This is a genomic window from Lentzea sp. NPDC059081 (genome assembly GCF_042738015.1).
In the GTDB taxonomy this organism is placed as follows: domain Bacteria; phylum Actinomycetota; class Actinomycetes; order Mycobacteriales; family Pseudonocardiaceae; genus Lentzea.
Map to the genome: position 1 here is coordinate 1 of NZ_JBHYGW010000007.1, position 18,734 is coordinate 18,734.

Sequence of the window (18,734 nt, forward strand, 5' to 3'; positions counted from 1 at the left end):
TCAAACGGCCACGCTTTTCGGCCGTTTGACACCCCCATCTCGTTGTGGCTCGCTCCTGGTGCGACTCGTGACGGGACCCCACCGCAACGCAACCAAAAACGAAACAGGCAGCCGCCCAACACAAACAGGCGTGCCATCAACCCGCCGACGGCGCGGGGCCCCCGATCAGATTGCCGGGGGTCTGGGGGCAGCGCCCCCAGGTGGAAGCACGCAACCGCAACCTCCCCGCACTCAACAGGGGAACGCCACGCAACAGCGGGAACGCCACGCAACAGGGGCACACCAACAACCCCTAAGAAACAACACCGGTCGAATCCCGAACCACCAACGAAGTAGCCAGCTCGATGTGCAGAGCCTCAGGCGAATGCCCATCCAACACCCGCATCAACTGGGCCACAGCAATCCGCCCCATCTCCTGCAACGGCTGCCGAACCGTGGTCAACCGAGGCCAACAAGCCTCAGCCAGATCAATGTCGTCAAACCCGACCACAGACAGATCCGAAGGCACCCTCAACCCCAGCGACCGAGCAGCCTGCAAAGTCCCCACAGCAACCTTGTCGTTGAAACACACCACAGCAGTGGGCCGAGGAGACAACCGAAGCAACTCAGCCGCAGCACTCCTCCCCTGCTCAGCAGTGGGCTCGACGAACCGAATCCGCTCAACCGACACCAACACCCCGGCCTGAGCCAACGCCGCCCGATGCCCGGCCAGCCGAGCATCCCCGGCCAACCACTCCTCAGGCCCGGCGATCACAGCGATGTCCCGATGCCCCAACCCGATCAGATGATCGGCAACGGCCCGGGCCCCGGCCGAGTGCGCCGCCGAGACCGACGCGATGTCCGGCAACGGCAACACCCGCGGATCCACCACGACGAACGGGAACCCGGACCGGGACAGGGCGACCAGCTCGGACCCCTCCTCCGGCGGCAGGATCAGGATGGCGCCGTCGGCATCACCACCGGGCAGTCCGCGCAACGCGTCGCTCGACTGCCCGGACTCCCCCGCGTCCAGCACCAGCCGCACCCCGTGCAGCTTCAACCCCTCGGCGATCGACGACACGATCAACCCGAAGTAGTCCGTCAGCACGTACGGACACCGCACGTACACGGTCCTGACCCGGACCGGCTCGGCGACGGCACGCCGCCGCTCCACCGCCTGCAACACCAGGTCACGGGTCCGCGGCGCCACGTTGACGCTGTCGTTCAACACCCGCGACACCGTCGCGATCGACACACCGGTCTCCGCCGCGATGTCTCGGAGACTCGCGCGCTGTTTCACGTGTTCGATCTTGCGTTCCACCAGGTCAATGTACCGGAACTCGTCCAGACCATTGACCGCCGCCACGCGCCGGTGTTTCATCCTGAAAGCTGACGTTTCACAGTGATGAATGGGTGTTACATGAGACGCACCACGATCGCGGCCCTGGCTCTCGGCCTCACCGCCGTCCCCGCGGCCGCACCGGCCGCCGGCACGCCCGGCGCCGAGCAGGTCAAGGTCTGGGTGACGACCCCGGACCATGCCGAACTGCTGCACGAACGGCCCGCCGTCACGTTCGGCACGAAGCCGTCCGCCCAGCCGACGATCGTGGTGGATCCCGACCGCCGCTACCAGGAGATCGACGGCTTCGGCGCGTCGATCACCGACTCCTCCGCCGAGGTGCTCGCGAACTTGGCCCTGGAGGTCCGCAAGGACACCCTGCGCAAGCTCTTCGACCCGAAGACCGGTATCGGCGTCAGCTTCCTGCGCCAACCGGTCGGCTCCTCCGACTTCACCGCGGCGGAGAACCACTACACCTACGACGACGTCCCCCAGGGCCAGACGGACTTCGAGCTCAGGCACTTCACCATCCGCCACGACGAGGCGAAGATCCTTCCCCTGCTCCGCGAGGCGAAACGGCTCAACCCCCGCCTCAAGGTCATGGCCACGCCGTGGAGCCCGCCGGCGTGGATGAAGACGAACGACTCCCTCGTCGGCGGCCGGCTGAAGGACGACCGGAAGATCTACGACGCCTACGCGCGCTACCTGGTGAAGTTCGTCCAGGCCTACGCCAGGGCGGGCGTCCCGATCGACTTCCTGTCCGTGCAGAACGAGCCGCAGAACCGCACGCCCGACGCCTACCCCGGCACGGACATGCCCGTGGCGCAGCAGATCCAGGTGATCGAGGCGCTCGGCCCGAAGCTCAGGGCCGCCAGCCCGCGCACGAAGCTCCTCGGCTACGACCACAACTGGGCCACGCACCCCAACGACGGCACCGCCGAGGCCGACTACCCGTACCAGGTCCTGCGCTCGCCCGCCGCGAAGTGGCTCGCCGGCACCGCCTACCACTGCTACTACGGCGACCCGAGCGCGCAGACCAAGCTCCGCGACACCTTCCCGGACAAGGGGATCTGGTTCACCGAGTGCTCCGGCTCCAAGGGTGCCACCGACCCGCCGGCGAAGGTCTTCAACGACACCCTGCGCTGGCACGCCCGCAACGTCGTCCTCGGCACCACCCGCAACTGGGCGCGCAGCGCGGTCAACTGGAACATCGCGCTCGACAGCACCGGCGGCCCGCACCTCGGCGGCTGCGGCACGTGCACCGGCCTCGTCACCGTGCAGCCGGACGGGTCCGTGGTGACCGACGCCGAGTACTACACGATCGGCCACCTGTCGAAGTTCGTGAAGCCGGGCGCCCGGCGCATCGCCAGCACGTCGTTCGGCACCACCGGCTGGAACGGCCAGATCATGGACACCGCGTTCCGCAACCCGGACGGCTCCACCGCCCTGGTGGTGCACAACCAGAACGACGAACCGCGCACCTTCGCCGTCAACGTCGGCGACCGCACGTTCGAGTACACCCTGCCCGGCGGCGCGCTGGCCACGTTCACCTGGACCACCCAGCACAGGAGCAAGCTCGACCTGGTCCCCCTGACCGGCGCGACCGCGTCACCGGACGGCGCCGCGGCGATCGACGACGACGCCTCGACCCGCTGGTCCAGCAACGCCGCGCAAGCACCCGGCCAGTACCTGCAGGTCGACCTGGGCCGCCGCGAGGACTTCCGCCGCGTCGCCGTCGACTCCGGCGGCAACCTGGGCGACTACGCCCGCAACTGGGAGCTCTCCGTCAGCAATGACGGCACCACCTGGCGCACTGTCGCAAGTGGACAGGGCATCGGCCAGCTGACGACCGTCGACGTCCGCCGCACCAGCGCGCGGTACGTCCGCATCACGTCCACCGGCACCGCGAGCAGCTGGTGGAGCATCGCCGATTTCCGCTTGTACAACTGAAAACCTGAAACGGGCGCGCCCAACCCCCTGCAAGGAGCGCTTATGTCATTGACGACGAAACGCTGGCGCGGCATCGCGATCGCCGCGGCCGTGGTGACGGCGGGAAGCACCTTGGTGTCCCCCGCCGCCACCGCCGCCACGAACGCCAGCGTCTGGCTCACCACCGCCGACCGCTCGAACCTGCTGCGCCAGCAGGGCGACGTCACGTTCGGCTCCGGCGGCAGCGGGTCGACGATCACCGTCAACCCGAACTCCACCTACCAGTCCATGGTCGGCTTCGGCGCGTCGTTCACCGACGCGGCGGCGTGGAACATCTTCAACTCCCCGCGCCGCACCGAGATCATGAACAACCTCTTCAACAAGAGCACCGGCATCGGCATGAGCTTCATCCGCCAGCCGATCGGCGCGAGCGACTTCTCCCGCAGCTTCTACACCTACGACGACGGCGCGGCCGACCCCTCCCTGTCGCGCTTCTCCACCTCCCACGACAACGCCTACATCCTCCCCCTCCTGCAACAGGCCAAGCAGCTCAACCCGCAGCTCGCCGTGATGGCGACGCCGTGGAGCGCCCCGGCGTGGATGAAGAACAACAACAGCCTCATCCAGGGCTCGCTGAACGACAGCCGCATCGGCGTCTACGCCGACTACCTGGTCAAGTTCGCGCAGGCCTACAAGGCAGCCGGCATCCCGATCGACTACATGAGCGTCCAGAACGAGCCGAACTTCGAACCGCCGGGCTACCCCGGCATGCGGATGTCGGCCCAGCAACAGGTCAACGTCATCAACACCCTGGTCCCGAAGCTCCGCGCGGCCGGCGAACAGGCCCGCATCCTCGGCTACGACCACAACTGGGACGACACCAACTACCCCCAGACCGTCAACAACGGTGCCGGCAGCAACGTCATCGGCTCCGCCTGGCACTGCTACGGCGGCAACCCGAGCGGCCAGTCCGTCGTCAAGAACAACCAGCCGGGCAAGGACGTCTTCTTCACCGAGTGCTCCGGCACCAGGTCCTCCGACGACGCCTCGACCTTCCGCGACACGCTCCGCTGGCAGGGCATCAACCTCGCCATCGGCGCCACCCGCAACCACGCGAGGTCAGTCGCCATCTGGAACATGGCCCTGGACCAGAACAACGGCCCGGTCATCGGCAGCTGCACCAACTGCACCGGCGTAGTCCGCACCAACGGCAACGACGTCACCTACAACGCCGAGTACTACGTCCTCGGCCACCTCTCCAAGTTCGTCCAACCAGGCGCAGTCCGAATCGACTCCACCGGCTACGGCGACGGCGGCATCCAGAACGTGGCCTTCCGCAACCCGGACGGCAGGATCGTCCTGGTGGCCCTGAACTCAGGCGGCCAGCAGACCTTCCGAGTCCAGTACAACGGCCAGACCTTCGGCTACACCCTCCCCGCGGGCGCCATGGCCACCTTCACCTGGCCGGGCACCCTCGACCCGGGCCAGCCCTCAGGCCGAACGGGCCCGATCACGGGCCTCGGCGGCAAGTGCCTGGACGTGACCGACGGCTCCACGACCAACGGCACCCAGCCGCAGATGTGGACCTGCTCCAGCGGCCCGAACCAGACCTGGACCCTCTCCTCGGACGGCACGGTCCGAGGCCTGGGCAAGTGCCTCGACGTGACCGGCAACGGCACAGCGGACGGCACCGCCGTCCAACTCTGGGACTGCTTCGGAGGCAACAACCAACGCTGGACCGCAACCAACGGCACGCTGGTCAACGCAGGCAGCAACAAGTGCCTGGACGTGACGGGCAACAACACGGCAGACGGAGCGAAACTGCAGATCTGGACCTGCACCGGCGGCGCAAACCAACGGTGGACGGTCCCGGCCTAACGCGAAGCCAAGGCGAGCACGAAGGGCGACGGCGAAGCCGAGCTGCCTCGGCTTGAAACGAAGGTTCCGGTGGGGCCCCCGTCACGAGTCGTGCCACAGCACTCGCTGCGACAACGGAGGGGTGTCAAGTCGACACGCTTTTCGTCGACTTGACACCCCTCCGTTGTCGTGGCTCGCTCTTGGCTCGACTCGTGACGGGGGCCCCACCCGAACCGCACCACCAACGCACCAGGCAGCCGCCCAGCACAAACAGGCGTGCCATCAACCCGCCGAGGGCGCGGTACCCCCAGATCAGATTGGCGGGGGTTCGGGGGCAGAGCCCCTGAGGGAAAGCACCCAACAGAACCCACCGCACGCAACAGGGGAACGCCAAGCAACAGGGGAACGGAACAGGGGAACAGAAGCGGACTCAAGCCCGAGCAGCAACCCCAACCCGCCCAGGCAAGAACCCCCGAGCGGCCGTGAGCAACATCCGAGCCTCCATCAACTCCCCGTACTCCAAATGCTCATCAGCCGCAGCAACATGAGCCAAAGCCCGCTGCGGAGCCTCAGGCGACGCCATCATCCCCCGAGCCAGACACTTCCGAGCGGACTCGGCCTGCACCCCGAGATCAGCACCCCCGGTGACCCGGATCAGCGCAAGAGCCTCACGAATAGCACCATCGAGCAAGCCGTGGTTCACAGCAATCGCCACCTAAGCTCCAAGCAGCAGGGTTCGCAAACAGGAGCGCCGACTGCTTGACGCCAACGACGACTACCCGGAATCAGGCCATCCAAACCGGTTCCCCCGAAACAGCCTCGGCGACAGCCGACAACGGGATGACCACCCACTCCGGCCGGAACCGCTGCTCGTGCCGAACCTCGGCCACAGCCCGGTCCAGCTCGACGGCGGTCAACACCACCGAGTCCTGCCGCAGATCGCCGGCGACCTCGGCGTACCCGGAGCAGAACGCGGACCGGTTGCGCTCCAGCCACCGCCCGGCCAGCGGCAGCAGCGCAGCGACGTCATCCGCCCCCACCAGCAGCTGAGCCGCCGCGTAGTGCAACGACCGCAACACCGTCGCCACGTCGTGCGCCGCGGGCATCAACCGGGACCGCTCCCCGCCGGGCACTCCCTCGAAGTCCACGAGCACCCACGCCCGAGGCGACCGCAGCACCTGCCCCAGGTGCAGATCCCCGTGCACCCGCTGCAACCGAAGCGGCTGTGAAGCCGTCAGCACGGCGTCGAACCGAGCCCGCACCCCGGCCTCGAAGGCAGCCAACCGGGGTACCTCGACCAGAGCCGCGTCCAACCGCCGGTGCATCGCGCCGACGAACGCGGCCAGGTCGTCCGGCCCGGCCACCTGGTCACCGAGCGAGGCACGGAGATCGGCGTGCACCCGAGCCACCGCCCGTCCCAGCCGGTGCGCCTCGGCCGCGAAGTCCCCGCCGGCCGCCGCCGGGTCCTCGCCGAAGGCCAGGAAGTCGCGCACGCTCGCCGTGGCCATCGGCCACCCGAGCGCCCCGAGCGGCACGAACTCGTTCAGCACCGCGAGGGTGGTGCGAACCCCGTCCAGCGAGGTCTCCAGCGACCCCTGCGGCCGGGCGATGTGCGGGTCGTCGACCGAGTCCAGGGCGGTGTGCAGCACCAGCTCCGGGTTGTCGCCCGGCACGAGCTCGCGGAAGAACTTCAGCACGTGCCGCTGCCCGTAGACGATCGACGAGTTGCGCTGCGGGCCGGGGAACGGACGTCCCACCGGGGCGGCGGCACACCGCGGGGCGAGCGTCCCGGTGAACCGCAGCCCGTCCACCGAGGTGGACTCCTCGAAGTGCTCCAGCAGCACGGCGGTCAGCTCCGGGTCGTACACCGCCTCGTACACCTGGCGGTCGCCCGCGACGCCGATCCTGGCGTGCACCAGGCGTTCCGGCAGCTCGGCCCGCACGCCCAGCAGCAGCTGGTAGCGGCGCCCGTCGCAGGTGAGCACGACGTGCGCGAGCGACGGGTCGCCGTCGCGCAGGAGCGTCACCTGCGAGCACTCGACCGGTCCGCGGCCGCGGAACCAGGGCTGGGCGTGCAGCCAGCGGTCCAGCTGCTCGGGCGCGGGGAGGACCTCGACGGCCCTGCTCGTCGTCACTTCTTGTCGCCACCTTCCACGTCGGAGGTCAGCTGGAACCAGTAGAACCCGTGTCCGGGCAGGGTCAGCTGGTAGGGCAGCTCGCCCACGGCCGGGAAGCGCACGCCGCCGGTGAGCTCCAGCGGCACGGTGCCGGCGTGCTCGGACAGGTCGAGCTCCACGGGCTGCGGGAAGCGCGAGAGGTTGTTCACGCACAGCACCACGTCGGCGCCGAGCCTGCGGCGGTAGGCGAGCACGGTCGGGTTCGACGCGCCGAGCTCGGTGAAGTCGCCGTGCCCGAACGCGCGGTGCTGCTTGCGCACCTCGATCATCCTGCGCGTCCAGTTGAGCAGCGAGTACTGGCTGCGCGACTGGGCCTCGACGTTCAGGCCCTGGTAGCCGTAGACCGGGTCCATGATCACCGGCAGGTAGATCCGGCCGGGGTCGCACGACGAGAAGCCCGCGTTGCGGTCCGGCGTCCACTGCATCGGCGTGCGCACGGCATCGCGGTCGGCCAGCCAGATGTTGTCGCCCATGCCGATCTCGTCGCCGTAGTACAACACCGGCGACCCCGGCAGCGACAACAGCATCGCGGTGAACAGCTCGTGCTGGTTGCGGTCGTTCTCCAGCAGCGGGGCGAGCCGCCGGCGGATGCCGATGTTCGCCTTCATCCGCGGGTCCTTGGCGTACTCGGAGTACATGTAGTCACGTTCTTCGTCCGTGACCATCTCGAGCGTGAGCTCGTCGTGGTTGCGCAGGAAGATCCCCCACTGCGCGTTCTCCGGGATCGACGGCGTCTGGGCCAGGATCTCCGAGATCGGGAACCGCGACTCGCGCCGCACCGCCATGAAGATCCGCGGCATCAGCGGGAAGTGGAACGCCATGTGGCACTCGTCGCCGTCACCGAAGTACTCCACGACGTCGGACGGCCACTGGTTCGCCTCGGCGAGCAGCACCCGGCCGGGGTACTCGTCGTCGACGACCTTGCGGCACTTGCGCAGGAAGTCGTGCGTCTCCGGCAGGTTCTCGCAGTTGGTGCCCTCGCGCTCGAACAGGTACGGCACGGCGTCGAGGCGGAAGCCGTCGATGCCGATGTCGAGCCAGAACCGCAGGATGTCGAGCATCGCGTCCTGGACGGCGGGGTTGTCGTAGTTCAGGTCGGGCTGGTGGCTGAAGAAGCGGTGCCAGAAGAACTGGCCGCGCACCGGGTCGTAGGTCCAGTTCGACGTCTCGGTGTCGACGAAGATGATCCGCGCGTCGCTGTACGCCGAGTCGTCGTCGCTCCAGACGTAGAAGTCGCCGAAGGGACCGTCGGGGTCCTCGCGCGACTGCTGGAACCACGGGTGCGCGTCGGAGGTGTGGTTGAGGACCAGGTCGGTGATCACCCGGATGCCGCGGCGGTGCGCCTCGTCGAGCAGGTGCTGGAAGTCCTCGACGGTGCCGAACTCCGGCAGCACCGCGCGGAAGTCGCTGATGTCGTAGCCGCCGTCGCGCAACGGTGAGGCGTAGAACGGCGGCAGCCAGAGGCAGTCGACGCCCAGCCACTGCAGGTAGTCCAGTTTGGACGCGAGCCCGCGGAGATCTCCGGCGCCGTCACCGTTCGAGTCGCTGAACGCCCGGACGAGCACCTCGTAGAACACAGCGCCCTTGAACCAGTTCTCCTCGTGCTCCATGGCACCTCTCGCTCGCACGTCGTGGAATGGCGGCAGCGTGCGGCACGGGTGGCGCGAAGATCAAATCGTTCACCTGACCGTGTGAACACCTCCGGGAGGGGTGTGCCGTTCGAGCACGGAAGCGATGCGCTGCACCGGGATCACGTGCCTGGCGTGCGTGAGTTCGTCCTGCACGACGCAGTGCAGCTTCTCCCCCACGCCGCGCAGCAGCATGACGACACCCCTGCGCCTCTCCGCGTCGTCGGCGGTGAACTCGACGAGGTCGCCTTGCCTCGCCTCGGAGCGGTGGTCGCGCAGAATCACCGGGGCACCTCCAGATCAGGGCTGTGACCAGCACTTCTCCTCGGAGGTACCACCCGGACGAGACCACAATCGACATTCACCGGGTCAGGTGACGGTCAGCCGCCGTCGGCCTGGCGCTCGCGGAAGGCGATCATGTTCATCCGGTTGCCGCACCGGACGCTGCAGAACCGCTTGAGCCCGTTGCGGGACAGGTCGAGGAGCAGCCCCTCGCAGTCGTCCGCGGCGCAGATCCGCAGGCGGCCCATCTCGTCGGTGCGGATCACGTCGATGAGGGCGAGCGCGGCCTCCACGCGGATCCGCTCGGCGAGCGGGGCATCGGGTTCGGTGGCGTGGATGTGCCAGTCCTGCTTGTCGTGCCGCACGAGGTACGGCAGCGCCTTGGCGTCGCGGAGCATCTTGTTGACGACCTCGACGGCGTCGTCACGGTCGAGGGTCCACGCGTGCCGGAGCTGCGCCCGCGCCTCCTGGACCTCCCGCAGCTCCGTCTCGTCGTGGTCGACGCGGCCCGTGTAGGTGTAGCGGTCCAGCAGGGCCTCGAGCCCCTCGACGTCGGCCAGCTCGTCGTCGCCACCGCGGGACGCGGACGCGTCGGTGTTGGCCAGCGCGACGACGAACTCGAGGGCCTCCACCGTGTCAGGGGCAAAACGCAAGTTGACTCCTTACCGAGACCGGCCTAGCGTCAGGGGTGAGAGCCAGGTTAGACCATGACATCGTTCGGAACCGGGAGGCGTGCGCGCATGGGGTCACCGTCCAGGACCACCGGCCTGATCGCGGCAGGGGTCTCGTTCCTGTCGTTCGGCACCTCCGGGGCGTTCGTCAAACCGCTGCTGGAGGCGGGCTGGTCGCCGACCGCGGCCGTGACGGCGCGCGCGTTCACGGCCGGGCTGGTGCTGCTGCCGTTCGTGCTGTGGTCGCTGCGCGGCCGGTGGGCCTCGCTCTGGCACGCCCGGTGGGCCGTGCTCGGCATGGGCCTGGTCGGCGTGGCCGTCACTCAGGTTCTCTACTTCGCCGCGATCCAGCGCATCCCGGTGGCGACGGCGCTGCTCATCGAGTTCCTCGCGCCGTTGCTGCTGGTCGGGTTCACCTGGGCGGTCAGCAGGAAGACGCCGGCGCCGGTGGTGCTGATCGGCTCGGTGCTCGCCGTCGGCGGTCTGGTGCTGGTGATCGGACCGGGCGCGATCCAGGCCGTGGACCCGATCGGCCTGGCCGCCGCGTTCGGCGCCGCCATCGGCTGCGCCGTGTACTTCGTGATCGCCGCACGTCCCAACAACGGCCTGCCGCCGGTCGCGCTCGCCGGTGCGGGTCTGCTGCTGGCCGCGCCGGTCCTGGCGCTCGTCGGGGCGCTCGGGCTGCTGCCGTTCACGGCCTCGTTCGACGACCTGGTGCTGTTCGACACCCGCACGGCCTGGTGGGTGCCGCTGCTCGTGGTCGCGGTCATCGGCACGGCACTGGCCTACGCGTCCGGCATCACCGCGTCGGGCATCCTCGGGTCGCGGCTCGCGTCGTTCATCGGCCTGCTGGAGGTCGTGTCCGCGTCGATGTTCGCCTGGCTGCTGCTCGGCGAGGAGCTCAGCCCGCTGCAGCTCTTCGGCGGACTGCTCATCCTCGCCGGCATCGCGTCGGTCAGGGCGGAACGGGAACAGGTCGAGCCGGTCGTCCCGGCCGCGGTGGGGTAGCGACGGTCGGTCAACGGCGGCGCAGCGCCGGGTCCGCGACGGCCGGTGGCACGAAGTCCACGTCGATCGGCCCCAGATCCGTGCCCGGCGCGACGATCTCGTCGATCCGGTCCAGCACGTCCGCGCTCAGCACCGTGTCCGCTCCCGCGAGCAGGTCGTCGAGCTGGTGCGGCGTGCGCGGGCCGATGATCGCCGAGGTGACCGCCGGGTGGGCGGTGACGAACCCGAGTGCCAGGTGCGGCAACGACATCCCGGCCTCCTCGGCCAGCACGGCCAGGTCCTCGACGGCGGCGAGCTTTCGTTCGTCGGTCAGGTGCCGCGGCACCCAGTGCAGGCGCCCGGCCGACGGCTTCTCGGCGCTGTCGCGGCGCAGCCGGCCGGACAGCAGGCCCATCGACAGCGGGCTCCAGACCAGCACGCCGAGTCCGAACCGGGCGCAGACGGGCAGGATCTCGCGTTCCACTCCCCTGTTCAGGATCGAGTAGTGCGGCTGCTCGCTGCGGAACCGCGCCAGGCCGCGCCGTTCGGAGACCCACTGCGCCTCGACGATGTCCGACGGCGGCAGGTTGGAGTGGCCGATCGCCCTGACCTTGCCCGCGCGCAGCAGGTCGGTCAGCGCGCCGAGCGTCTCCTCGACGTCGGTGCCGGGGTCGGGGTGGTGGACCTGGTAGAGGTCGACGTGGTCGACGCCGAGCCGGCGCAACGAGCCCTCCACGGCCTCGACGACCCAGCGCCGGGAACTGCCGCGCCGGTTGGGGTCGGCGCCCATCGGGCCGTTGAACTTGGTGGCGAGCACGACGTCGTCACGGCGGCCGCGCAGGGCCTGGCCGACGATGCGTTCGGTCTCGCCCTCGCCGCCGTAGACGTCGGCGGTGTCGATCGTGTTGATGCCGCGGTCGAGCGCGCTGTGCACGATGCGCACGCACTCGTCGCGGTCGGCGTTGCCGTACGGCCCGAACATCATCGTGCCCAGCGTGAAGGCGCTGACCTGGATGCCGGACCGGCCGAGTGGACGGGTCTGCATGACGTGGTTCCTCCAGAGAGGCGGGGTGCGGGCGCACCCCGCCGTCAGTCGGATCAGGCGTGGGCGGCCGCGACCTGGATGACCCAGGTGACGCCGAACCGGTCGGCCACCATGCCGAAGCCGGGCGAGAACTGCGACGGGCCGAACTGCTCGATCACCGAGCCGCCGTCGGCGAGCCCCTCCCAGATCGGGGTGACCTCCTCGGTGCTCGCGCCGCTCACCGACAGGAAGAACCGTTCCTCGGTGATCGTGGTGCCGTTCTCGCGGCGGGTGGTGGGCGCACCGGTCGCGAGGGGCTGGTCCGGCCCCGGCACGTCGTACGCCATCACGGCGAACCCGTTGTCGGCGACGACCTGCCCGAACACGACGTTCTTGGCGCCGGGCACCTCGGCGGGCATGCCGAAGTCGGCGTAGGTGACGACGGTGATCTGGCCGCCGAAGACCGACCGGTAGAACTCGAGGGCGTCCCTGGCCTGGCCGCGGAAGTTCAGGTGGGCGACAGCGTTGAGCGGCATTGTTCTCGTTCCTTCGGTCTCGATGCCGGGGTGTTTCCGGCGATGAGAGGAACTCTGTCAGCAGTACCGGACAGGGAACGTCCTCTTCTCGTGGCATCCTTCAGACCATGCCGATCTCGCCGTCGACGACCACCTCGGGCCGCCTGTTGTCGCTGCTCTCGCTGTTGCAGGCCCGCCGCGACTGGCCGGGCCTGGCGCTGGCGCAGCGGCTCGGCGTCAGCGAACGCACGGTCCGCCGCGACGTCGACCGGTTGCGCGAGCTCGGCTACCTCGTCCACGCCGTCAAGGGCCCCGACGGCGGCTACCGGCTCGAGGCGGGCAGCCAGATGCCCCCGCTGCTGTTCGACGAGGAGCAGGCGGTCGCGCTCGCCGTGGCGTTGAAGATCGCCGTGGGCACCGGCGCGGGCATCGAGGAGGCGGCCGCGCGGGCGCTGGCCACGGTGCGCCAGGTCATGCCGTCCAAGCTGCGGCAGCGCATCGACGCGCTGGAGATCGAGTCGGCCGGCGGCGGCACCCAGGTGGACACAGAGGTGCTGCTGGCGTTGAGCGCAGCCATCCGCGCGTGCGAGGAAGTGCGGTTCGACTACCGCTCGCCGGGCCGTCCCGAGTCAGAGGGACCACCACGGCGCGTGCAGCCGCATCACCTCGTGGTCAGGGCGGGCCGCTGGTATCTAGTGGGCTGGAGCGCCGAACGGGAAGACTGGCGGACCTATCGTGCCGACCGCATGACGTTGCGCATCCCCAACGGCCCGCGCTTCCGGCCTCGCGAGGTGCCCGGCGGCGACGTCGCGGCGTTCCTCTCCGCCCGGTTCAAGGGCTCCGACACCGGTGGCTGGCCCTGTCAGGGCGAGGTGGTCGTCGACCGTCCTCTCACCGAGGTGGCCCCGTTCGTCGGCGGGGACACGGCGGAGGCGGTGGGCGCCGGCCGCACCAGGCTGCTGGCCGGCGCGTGGTCGTGGGCCGCTCTCGCCGCGAAGCTGGCCCGGTTCGACGCCGACGTCGAGGTGGTGGGCCCGCCGGAGCTGAGGGCCGCGTTCGCCGACCTGTCCGCACGGGCCGCCCGCGCCGCTCTGCCCGGACATCACATCTAGTTCCAGCGCAACGACACCGCGCACAACGCGGCCCAGAACAACGCGAACGCGACGACCTTCTTGCGCGCCTTCGGATCCGGCAGCGTCAGCCCGAACACGAGCGCGTCGGACGCGTCCGACGCCACCCGCGCCGACACCGCCGTCCGCAGCGCCGGACCGGGCGGGGCGAGCATCATCGCCACCCCGATCGCCGCGTCCCGCGCGCCGATCGCCCCGATGAGCGTGCGCACCGGCCGGGGCGTGTCCCCCAGTGGAGTGGTGAGGCCGCACGGCTTCGCGAGCACCTTCGGGGCCACGACGATCGTGCCGCTGTAGGCGGCGGTGGCCGCGCCCAGCAGCCGGGTCAGCGCGTACGGCATGGGTCCTCCTCGACGGGCCTGGTCGACGCCGAGTACCCGCGCCCGCCGCCGCGACACCCGAGAAGTTCCTCGCATATCCGGGCAGAACGGGGGTACTGCCTCGCAGACGATCTCGTTCCGAGGAGGACGCAGTGGCCACCCAGAAGCCCGGCAAGCGTGTGAAGGCAGCGCTCGAGAAGGCCGTGGACAAGGTCACCGAACTGGTGAACCCGCCGATCCCCGGCTCTCCGGTCAGCGAGCCGCCCGCGCTCGACGAGCCGACCGACCCGCGCGGGCCGTTGCCGCCCAAGCCGGACCAGGACGGGCCGGAGACGGTGTCGCCGACGGGCGCGCCGACCGGTGCCCCCAAGACCGCGAACGCCCAGCAGGGCGAGTTCCTCACGACCTCGGCCGGCGCCCGGCTGCGCGACACGGACCACTCGCTGAAGGCCGGCGAACGCGGCCCGACGTTGTTGCAGGACCACCACTTGCGCGAGAAGGTCATGCACTTCGACCACGAGCGCATCCCGGAGCGCGTGGTGCACGCACGCGGCTACGGCGCGCACGGCACGTTCGTCGGTTACGGCACGGCGTCGAAGGTCTGCATGGCCGGGTTCCTCGGTGACGGCGTGGAAACGCCGGTGTTCGTGCGGTTCTCGACCGTCCTCGGGTCGCGCGGATCGGCGGACACCGTGCGCGACACTCGCGGATTTGCGACGAAGTTCTACACCCAGGAGGGCAACTTCGACCTGGTGGGCAACAACATCCCGGTGTTCTTCATCCAGGACGGGATCAAGTTCCCCGACGTCATCCACGCGGGCAAGCCGCACCCCGACCGGGAGATCCCGCAGGCGCAGAGCGCGCACGACACGTTCTGGGACTTCGTGTCCACGCACACCGAGGCCACCCACCACGTCCTGTGGAACATGTCCGACCGCGGCATCCCCCGCTCCTACCGGACGATGGAGGGCTTCGGCGTCCACACGTTCCGGCTGGTCAACGCCGAAGGCGAGACCGCGCTCGCGAAGTTCCACTGGAAGCCGAAGCTCGGCGTGCACTCCCTGGTGTGGGAGGAGGCGCAGATGATCAACGGCTTCGACCCCGACTTCCACCGCCGCGACCTCGCCGACGCCATCGAGTCCGGCGCGTACCCGCAGTGGGAGCTGGGCCTGCAGATCTTCCCGGACACGCCGCGGCAGACGTTCGAGGGCATCGACCTGCTCGACCCGACGAAGATGGTGCCGGAGGAGCTCGCGCCGGTGCAGCCGGTCGGCATGCTGACGCTCAACCGCAACACCACGAACTACTTCGCGGAGACCGAGCAGGTCGCGTTCCACCTCGGGAACCTGGTGCCGGGCATCGACGTCACCGACGACCCGCTGTTCCAGGCGCGGCTGTTCTCCTACCTCGACACGCAGCTGACGAGGCTCGCCGGCCCGAACTTCAACCAGCTCCCGATCAACCGCCCGCACGTGCCGGTGAACGACATGCTGCGCGACGGGTTCCACCAGCACGCCGTGCACGGGGGCGTGGCGCCGTACAAGCCGAACTCGCTCGACGGCGGCAACCCGTTCGAGGCGACCGCGGAGGACCGTCCGCTCGTGGAGGTGGCGCAGCCGTTGCCGAGGGCGGTCAAGGTCCGCGAGGCACCGGCGTCGTTCTCCGACCACTTCACGCAGCCCAGGCTGTTCTGGCTGAGCCTGTCGCCGGTGGAGAAGGAGCACGTCGTGCGCGCGTTCACGTTCGAGCTCGGCAAGTGCTACGAGCAGGCGATCAAGGAACGCCAGCTGCGGGTGCTCGCGAACGTCGACCCGGCGCTGTGCGCGGAGGTGGCCGCGGGCCTCGGCCTCCCGGCACCGGCGCCCGCCACCCGCCCGAAGAAGGTGACGCCGAGCCCCGCGCTGTCGCAGATCGGGCAGACCTGGCCCACCGACGGCCGCCTGATCGGCATCGTCGTCGACCCCACCGACCTCGACGGCGTCCGCACCGTCCGCGAGACCATCCTGGCGGGCGGCATGGTGCCGCTGCTGATCGCCCCGACCGGCGGTCCGATCGGCGACAGCGACCTGGTCGCCCAGCGGACGTTCCTCACGGCGCGATCGGTCGAGTTCGACGCCCTGCTGCTCGCCGGCAGCCCGCCTCCCGGCGCGGACGCGGTGCCGGCCGGGGACGCGAAGGCGGGCGCACCGGGCGGAGCCGTCGACCCGCGGGTCGTGCTGATGGTCCAGGAGTGCTTCCGGCACGCGAAGGCCATCGGCGCGTGGGGCACCGGCGTCGCCGCCCTGGAGGCGTCCGGGTGCGCCGGGGCCGGGGTCGTGACCGGTGACGACGCGTCGAAGGTGTTCACCGAGCTGATGACGTTGCTGGGCGCCCACCGCGTGTGGGACCGCTTCCCGGCCACCATCGCCTGAGGGGCCCGGTCGTGACTCCCGCCCCAGGAGAACTGACGCAGCAAGAACTGACGGAGGAAGACCTCGCCGTCCTGCGCTCGATGTTCGACCTGGCCCGCACCGGCGACACCGCGCGGCTGGCCGAGGCCCTCGACGCGGGGATCCCGGTGAACCTCACCAACGGCTCCGGCGACACCCTGCTGATCCTCGCCGCGTACCACGTCCACCCGGACACCGTCGCGGCGTTGCTGGAGCGGGGAGCCGACACGGGCAGGGTCAACGACCGCGGCCAGACGGCGCTCGCGGCGGCGGTCTTCCGCCGCTGCGAGCGGTCCGTCGCCCTGCTGCTGGAAGCGGGCGCGGACCCCGCGCTCGGGCCGAGGTCCGCGCTCGACGTGGCACGGCACTTCGACCTGCCGGACATGCTGGCCCTGCTGACACCCGGACGGTCCACCGCGGCCGGGTGAGACCGTCGGGCTAGAAGTGGTCCTTCTCCGTCAGCTCGTGCTCGATGGAGTCGGCCCGGCCCACCAGCAGGGTGAGCGGACGCTCGAACTCCTCCCGCACGCTCAGGTCCTCCAACGGCACCACGTGCTTGAGCAGCGCGACACCGTCCACGACGGCAGCGCCACCGACCTCCGCCGCACCGGCCAGTTCGAGGAAGCGGCGGAGGTCGACGTCGTCAGCCCGCCCGACCGCCGACGAGATCTCCACCCAGGCCACGCCGTCGAGGTCGGGCAGGTGGTGCACCGAGACCTGCTGGGTCCGCTCCCCCGGCGTGTCGAGCCGGAAGCGCAGCCAGGCGTCGCTCTCCTCGAGCACCTCGTACCGGAGCCGGACATAGTTGATCACTTCGCCCCACGACGTCACGCCCGGTCCGCCTCTCACGCCACTCTGGTCCGCCGATCACCACCGTAATGCCGCACCCCCTCACCACGCCGCCGATTCGCGCACGTGTCCGCGGATCAGCCCGCACTGGTCCGCCCGGGCGAACGGCCTCGCCCTCGGCGAAGGCCACGCCCGCAGCCTCACCCGCAGTGCCGGATCGCCACCAACGCGATGTCGTCGGTCGCCGGCTGGTCCCCGACCATCACCGCCATGACCCGGATGCAGGCCGCCTCCGGCTCCACCGCCCGCACCGCCCCCCGCAACAACTCGAGCCCGGCGTCGAGATCCTGCCCACGCCGCTCCACCAGCCCGTCGGTGTACAACGCGACCAACGCCCCTGGCGGCACGTCCACCCCGATGCTCCGCCGCCCGCTGACCCCGAGATCGAACCCGATGGGCGGCCCGACAGGAGCACCCACGAACCGGGCCTCCTCCCCCGGCCCGACCACGACCGGCGGCAGATGCCCCGCCAACGCAAGGGTCATCCGATGCGTGGCCGTGTCGATGATCGCGTAGGCGACAGTCGCCATCGTGTCGTGCTCGAAGTAACTGGCCTTCCGATCGAGCTTGCCCAGCACCTGAGCCGGGTCCAGGTACTCCAGCGCATAGGCCCGCAACGCACTCCGCAACCGCCCCATCACCACGGCAGCCCGCAACCCGTTGCCGACCACGTCCCCGATCACCACCCCGATCCGCTCACCGGGCAGCTCGAACACGTCGTACCAGTCCCCACCAACCCCGCTCTCGGCCCCTGGCACGTACCGAGCAGCCAGCTCCCACCCGTGCGGACTGGGCAACCGAGACGGCAGCAAACTCTCCTGCAACATCGCCGCAGCCGCCCTCTCAGACCGACTGCGATCAACATAAACAGCCACCGCCACCCGATCAGCGATGAGCTGCAACGCCTCGATCTCCTCCTCGGTGAACCGCCGCAACACCGTGCTGCCGATGTGCAGCACCCCGGTCAGCTCCCCCTCGGCGATCATCGGCACCCCGAGCAACACCCGAAGCCCGTGCTCCCACAACAACGGGTTCACCACCGTGGACGGGTCAACGCGCTCGATCTGCACAGCCTCACGCTGCTGGGCAACCCGCCCGGCAAACCCCTTGCCGACCGGCACCCGAACCCCTTGGAACACCTCTTCACCCAACCCGGACGAGGCCCGAGCCACGAGCTGCACCCCAGCACGATCCACCAACAACACGGTGACGGTGTCCACGGCGAACAACGCCCGACACTGCTCCAGCAACACTTCCAGGAGTTTGTCGAGATCCAGGTGCCTGAGCGCCGCATCGGTGACGGCGTTGAGGACACGCAGACGAAGTGCCACCTCATCGCCCACCGCCACCACCTCCAACCACACGACCCTACTTCGCACTACAAGATCCGCCACCACAGAAGCCGAAGCGAAGGCGAAGCCAAGCGCCTTTGGCTTTTGCTCTTGGCTTTTGCTCTTGGCTTTTCCCATGCGCTCGGGTGGGGTGGTCCCGTCACGAGCAGTGCTGACGCGTTTAGCCGCGCACGAGGAGGGGTGTCAAGCGGGCACGCTTTTCGCCCGCTTGACACCCCTCCTCGGGTGTGGCTGCATCGAGCACTGCTCGTGACGGGACCACCCCA

16 protein-coding genes are annotated in these 18,734 nt (G+C 69.6%); 6 read left to right on the top strand and 10 right to left on the bottom strand.

The annotated features are described in order from the left end of the window. Positions 1 to 292 precede the first annotated feature (292 nt). Positions 293 to 1,300 carry a LacI family DNA-binding transcriptional regulator gene (locus tag ACFWV3_RS17625; RefSeq protein ID WP_382412350.1) on the bottom strand — a complete coding sequence of 336 codons (1,008 nt, stop codon included), beginning with the start codon at positions 1,298 to 1,300 and terminating at the stop codon, positions 293 to 295. Positions 1,301 to 1,399: 99 nt separating this feature from the next. Here ACFWV3_RS17625 and ACFWV3_RS17630 point away from each other — a divergent pair, with 99 nt between their 5' ends. Both ACFWV3_RS17630 and ACFWV3_RS17635 read left to right on the top strand, forming a co-directional pair. Further along, on the top strand, positions 1,400 to 3,268 hold the full coding sequence (locus ACFWV3_RS17630; protein ID WP_382412351.1) for a discoidin domain-containing protein: 1,869 nt from the start codon (positions 1,400 to 1,402) through the stop codon (positions 3,266 to 3,268). Between the two features lie 42 nt (positions 3,269 to 3,310). Beyond that, entirely contained in the window at positions 3,311 to 5,125 is a 1,815-nt protein-coding gene (locus ACFWV3_RS17635; RefSeq protein ID WP_382412353.1) for a ricin-type beta-trefoil lectin domain protein, read from the top strand. A 764-nt stretch (positions 5,126 to 5,889) separates the two neighbouring features. Here ACFWV3_RS17635 and ACFWV3_RS17640 read toward each other — a convergent pair. The 4 genes from ACFWV3_RS17640 to ACFWV3_RS17655 form a co-directional block, all read right to left on the bottom strand. Then, positions 5,890 to 7,239 carry an aminoglycoside phosphotransferase gene (locus tag ACFWV3_RS17640; RefSeq protein ID WP_382412354.1) on the bottom strand — a complete coding sequence of 450 codons (1,350 nt, stop codon included), beginning with the start codon at positions 7,237 to 7,239 and terminating at the stop codon, positions 5,890 to 5,892. After that, entirely contained in the window at positions 7,236 to 8,891 is a 1,656-nt protein-coding gene (treS, locus tag ACFWV3_RS17645; RefSeq protein ID WP_382412355.1) for a maltose alpha-D-glucosyltransferase, read from the bottom strand. The genes ACFWV3_RS17640 and treS overlap by 4 nt, the downstream gene beginning before the upstream one ends. Positions 8,892 to 8,960: 69 nt before the next feature. After that, positions 8,961 to 9,194, bottom strand: a complete 234-nt coding sequence (locus ACFWV3_RS17650) for a hypothetical protein (RefSeq protein ID WP_382412356.1) — start codon at positions 9,192 to 9,194, stop codon at positions 8,961 to 8,963. A gap of 95 nt (positions 9,195 to 9,289) precedes the next feature. Further along, complete coding sequence (locus ACFWV3_RS17655) at positions 9,290 to 9,844, bottom strand: CGNR zinc finger domain-containing protein (RefSeq protein WP_382412357.1); 555 nt, start codon at positions 9,842 to 9,844, stop codon at positions 9,290 to 9,292. Positions 9,845 to 9,898: 54 nt separating this feature from the next. Here ACFWV3_RS17655 and ACFWV3_RS17660 point away from each other — a divergent pair, with 54 nt between their 5' ends. After that, positions 9,899 to 10,870 carry a DMT family transporter gene (locus ACFWV3_RS17660; RefSeq protein WP_382412358.1) on the top strand — a complete coding sequence of 324 codons (972 nt, stop codon included), beginning with the start codon at positions 9,899 to 9,901 and terminating at the stop codon, positions 10,868 to 10,870. Positions 10,871 to 10,880: 10 nt separating this feature from the next. On the opposite strand, the gene ACFWV3_RS17665 is transcribed toward ACFWV3_RS17660, so the two are convergent. Beyond that, positions 10,881 to 11,894 (bottom strand): aldo/keto reductase, encoded by a 1,014-nt coding sequence (locus tag ACFWV3_RS17665; protein WP_382412359.1) that lies wholly within the window; start codon positions 11,892 to 11,894, stop codon positions 10,881 to 10,883. Between the two features lie 53 nt (positions 11,895 to 11,947). Further along, positions 11,948 to 12,409 (bottom strand): VOC family protein, encoded by a 462-nt coding sequence (locus ACFWV3_RS17670; protein ID WP_382412360.1) that lies wholly within the window; start codon positions 12,407 to 12,409, stop codon positions 11,948 to 11,950. Between the two features lie 107 nt (positions 12,410 to 12,516). Between ACFWV3_RS17670 and ACFWV3_RS17675 the strand changes: the two genes are divergently transcribed. Next, positions 12,517 to 13,500 carry a helix-turn-helix transcriptional regulator gene (locus ACFWV3_RS17675; protein WP_382412361.1) on the top strand — a complete coding sequence of 328 codons (984 nt, stop codon included), beginning with the start codon at positions 12,517 to 12,519 and terminating at the stop codon, positions 13,498 to 13,500. Here the strand turns inward: ACFWV3_RS17675 and ACFWV3_RS17680 are convergent. After that, positions 13,497 to 13,859: a hypothetical protein gene (locus tag ACFWV3_RS17680; RefSeq protein ID WP_382412362.1), complete on the bottom strand. Its 363-nt coding sequence runs from the start codon at positions 13,857 to 13,859 to the stop codon at positions 13,497 to 13,499. The two genes, ACFWV3_RS17675 and ACFWV3_RS17680, sit on opposite strands and share 4 nt — an antisense overlap. A 131-nt stretch (positions 13,860 to 13,990) precedes the next feature. Here ACFWV3_RS17680 and ACFWV3_RS17685 point away from each other — a divergent pair, with 131 nt between their 5' ends. After that, the gene (locus ACFWV3_RS17685; protein ID WP_382412364.1) at positions 13,991 to 16,249 is read left to right on the top strand and encodes a catalase; all 2,259 of its coding nucleotides are present in this window, start codon (positions 13,991 to 13,993) and stop codon (positions 16,247 to 16,249) included. Between the two features lie 11 nt (positions 16,250 to 16,260). After that, positions 16,261 to 16,695 carry an ankyrin repeat domain-containing protein gene (locus tag ACFWV3_RS17690; RefSeq protein WP_382412365.1) on the top strand — a complete coding sequence of 145 codons (435 nt, stop codon included), beginning with the start codon at positions 16,261 to 16,263 and terminating at the stop codon, positions 16,693 to 16,695. Between the two features lie 10 nt (positions 16,696 to 16,705). Here the strand turns inward: ACFWV3_RS17690 and ACFWV3_RS17695 are convergent, their stop codons facing one another. Continuing rightward, entirely contained in the window at positions 16,706 to 17,098 is a 393-nt protein-coding gene (locus tag ACFWV3_RS17695) for a hypothetical protein (protein ID WP_382412831.1), read from the bottom strand. 158 nt (positions 17,099 to 17,256) lie between these two features. Next, on the bottom strand, positions 17,257 to 18,585 hold the full coding sequence (locus tag ACFWV3_RS17700; protein ID WP_382412366.1) for a PP2C family protein-serine/threonine phosphatase: 1,329 nt from the start codon (positions 18,583 to 18,585) through the stop codon (positions 17,257 to 17,259). Positions 18,586 to 18,734: the final 149 nt, after the last annotated feature.

Coding starts and splice junctions, on each gene's coding strand:
- ACFWV3_RS17630 (WP_382412351.1), top strand. CDS start 1,400: ATGAGACGCACCACGATCGCGGCCCTGGCTCTCGGCCTCACCGCCGTC.
- ACFWV3_RS17635 (WP_382412353.1), top strand. CDS start 3,311: ATGTCATTGACGACGAAACGCTGGCGCGGCATCGCGATCGCCGCGGCC.
- treS (WP_382412355.1), bottom strand. CDS start 8,891: ATGGAGCACGAGGAGAACTGGTTCAAGGGCGCTGTGTTCTACGAGGTG.
- ACFWV3_RS17660 (WP_382412358.1), top strand. CDS start 9,899: ATGACATCGTTCGGAACCGGGAGGCGTGCGCGCATGGGGTCACCGTCC.
- ACFWV3_RS17665 (WP_382412359.1), bottom strand. CDS start 11,894: ATGCAGACCCGTCCACTCGGCCGGTCCGGCATCCAGGTCAGCGCCTTC.
- ACFWV3_RS17670 (WP_382412360.1), bottom strand. CDS start 12,409: ATGCCGCTCAACGCTGTCGCCCACCTGAACTTCCGCGGCCAGGCCAGG.
- ACFWV3_RS17675 (WP_382412361.1), top strand. CDS start 12,517: ATGCCGATCTCGCCGTCGACGACCACCTCGGGCCGCCTGTTGTCGCTG.
- ACFWV3_RS17680 (WP_382412362.1), bottom strand. CDS start 13,859: ATGCCGTACGCGCTGACCCGGCTGCTGGGCGCGGCCACCGCCGCCTAC.
- ACFWV3_RS17700 (WP_382412366.1), bottom strand. CDS start 18,585: ATGGGAAAAGCCAAGAGCAAAAGCCAAGAGCAAAAGCCAAAGGCGCTT.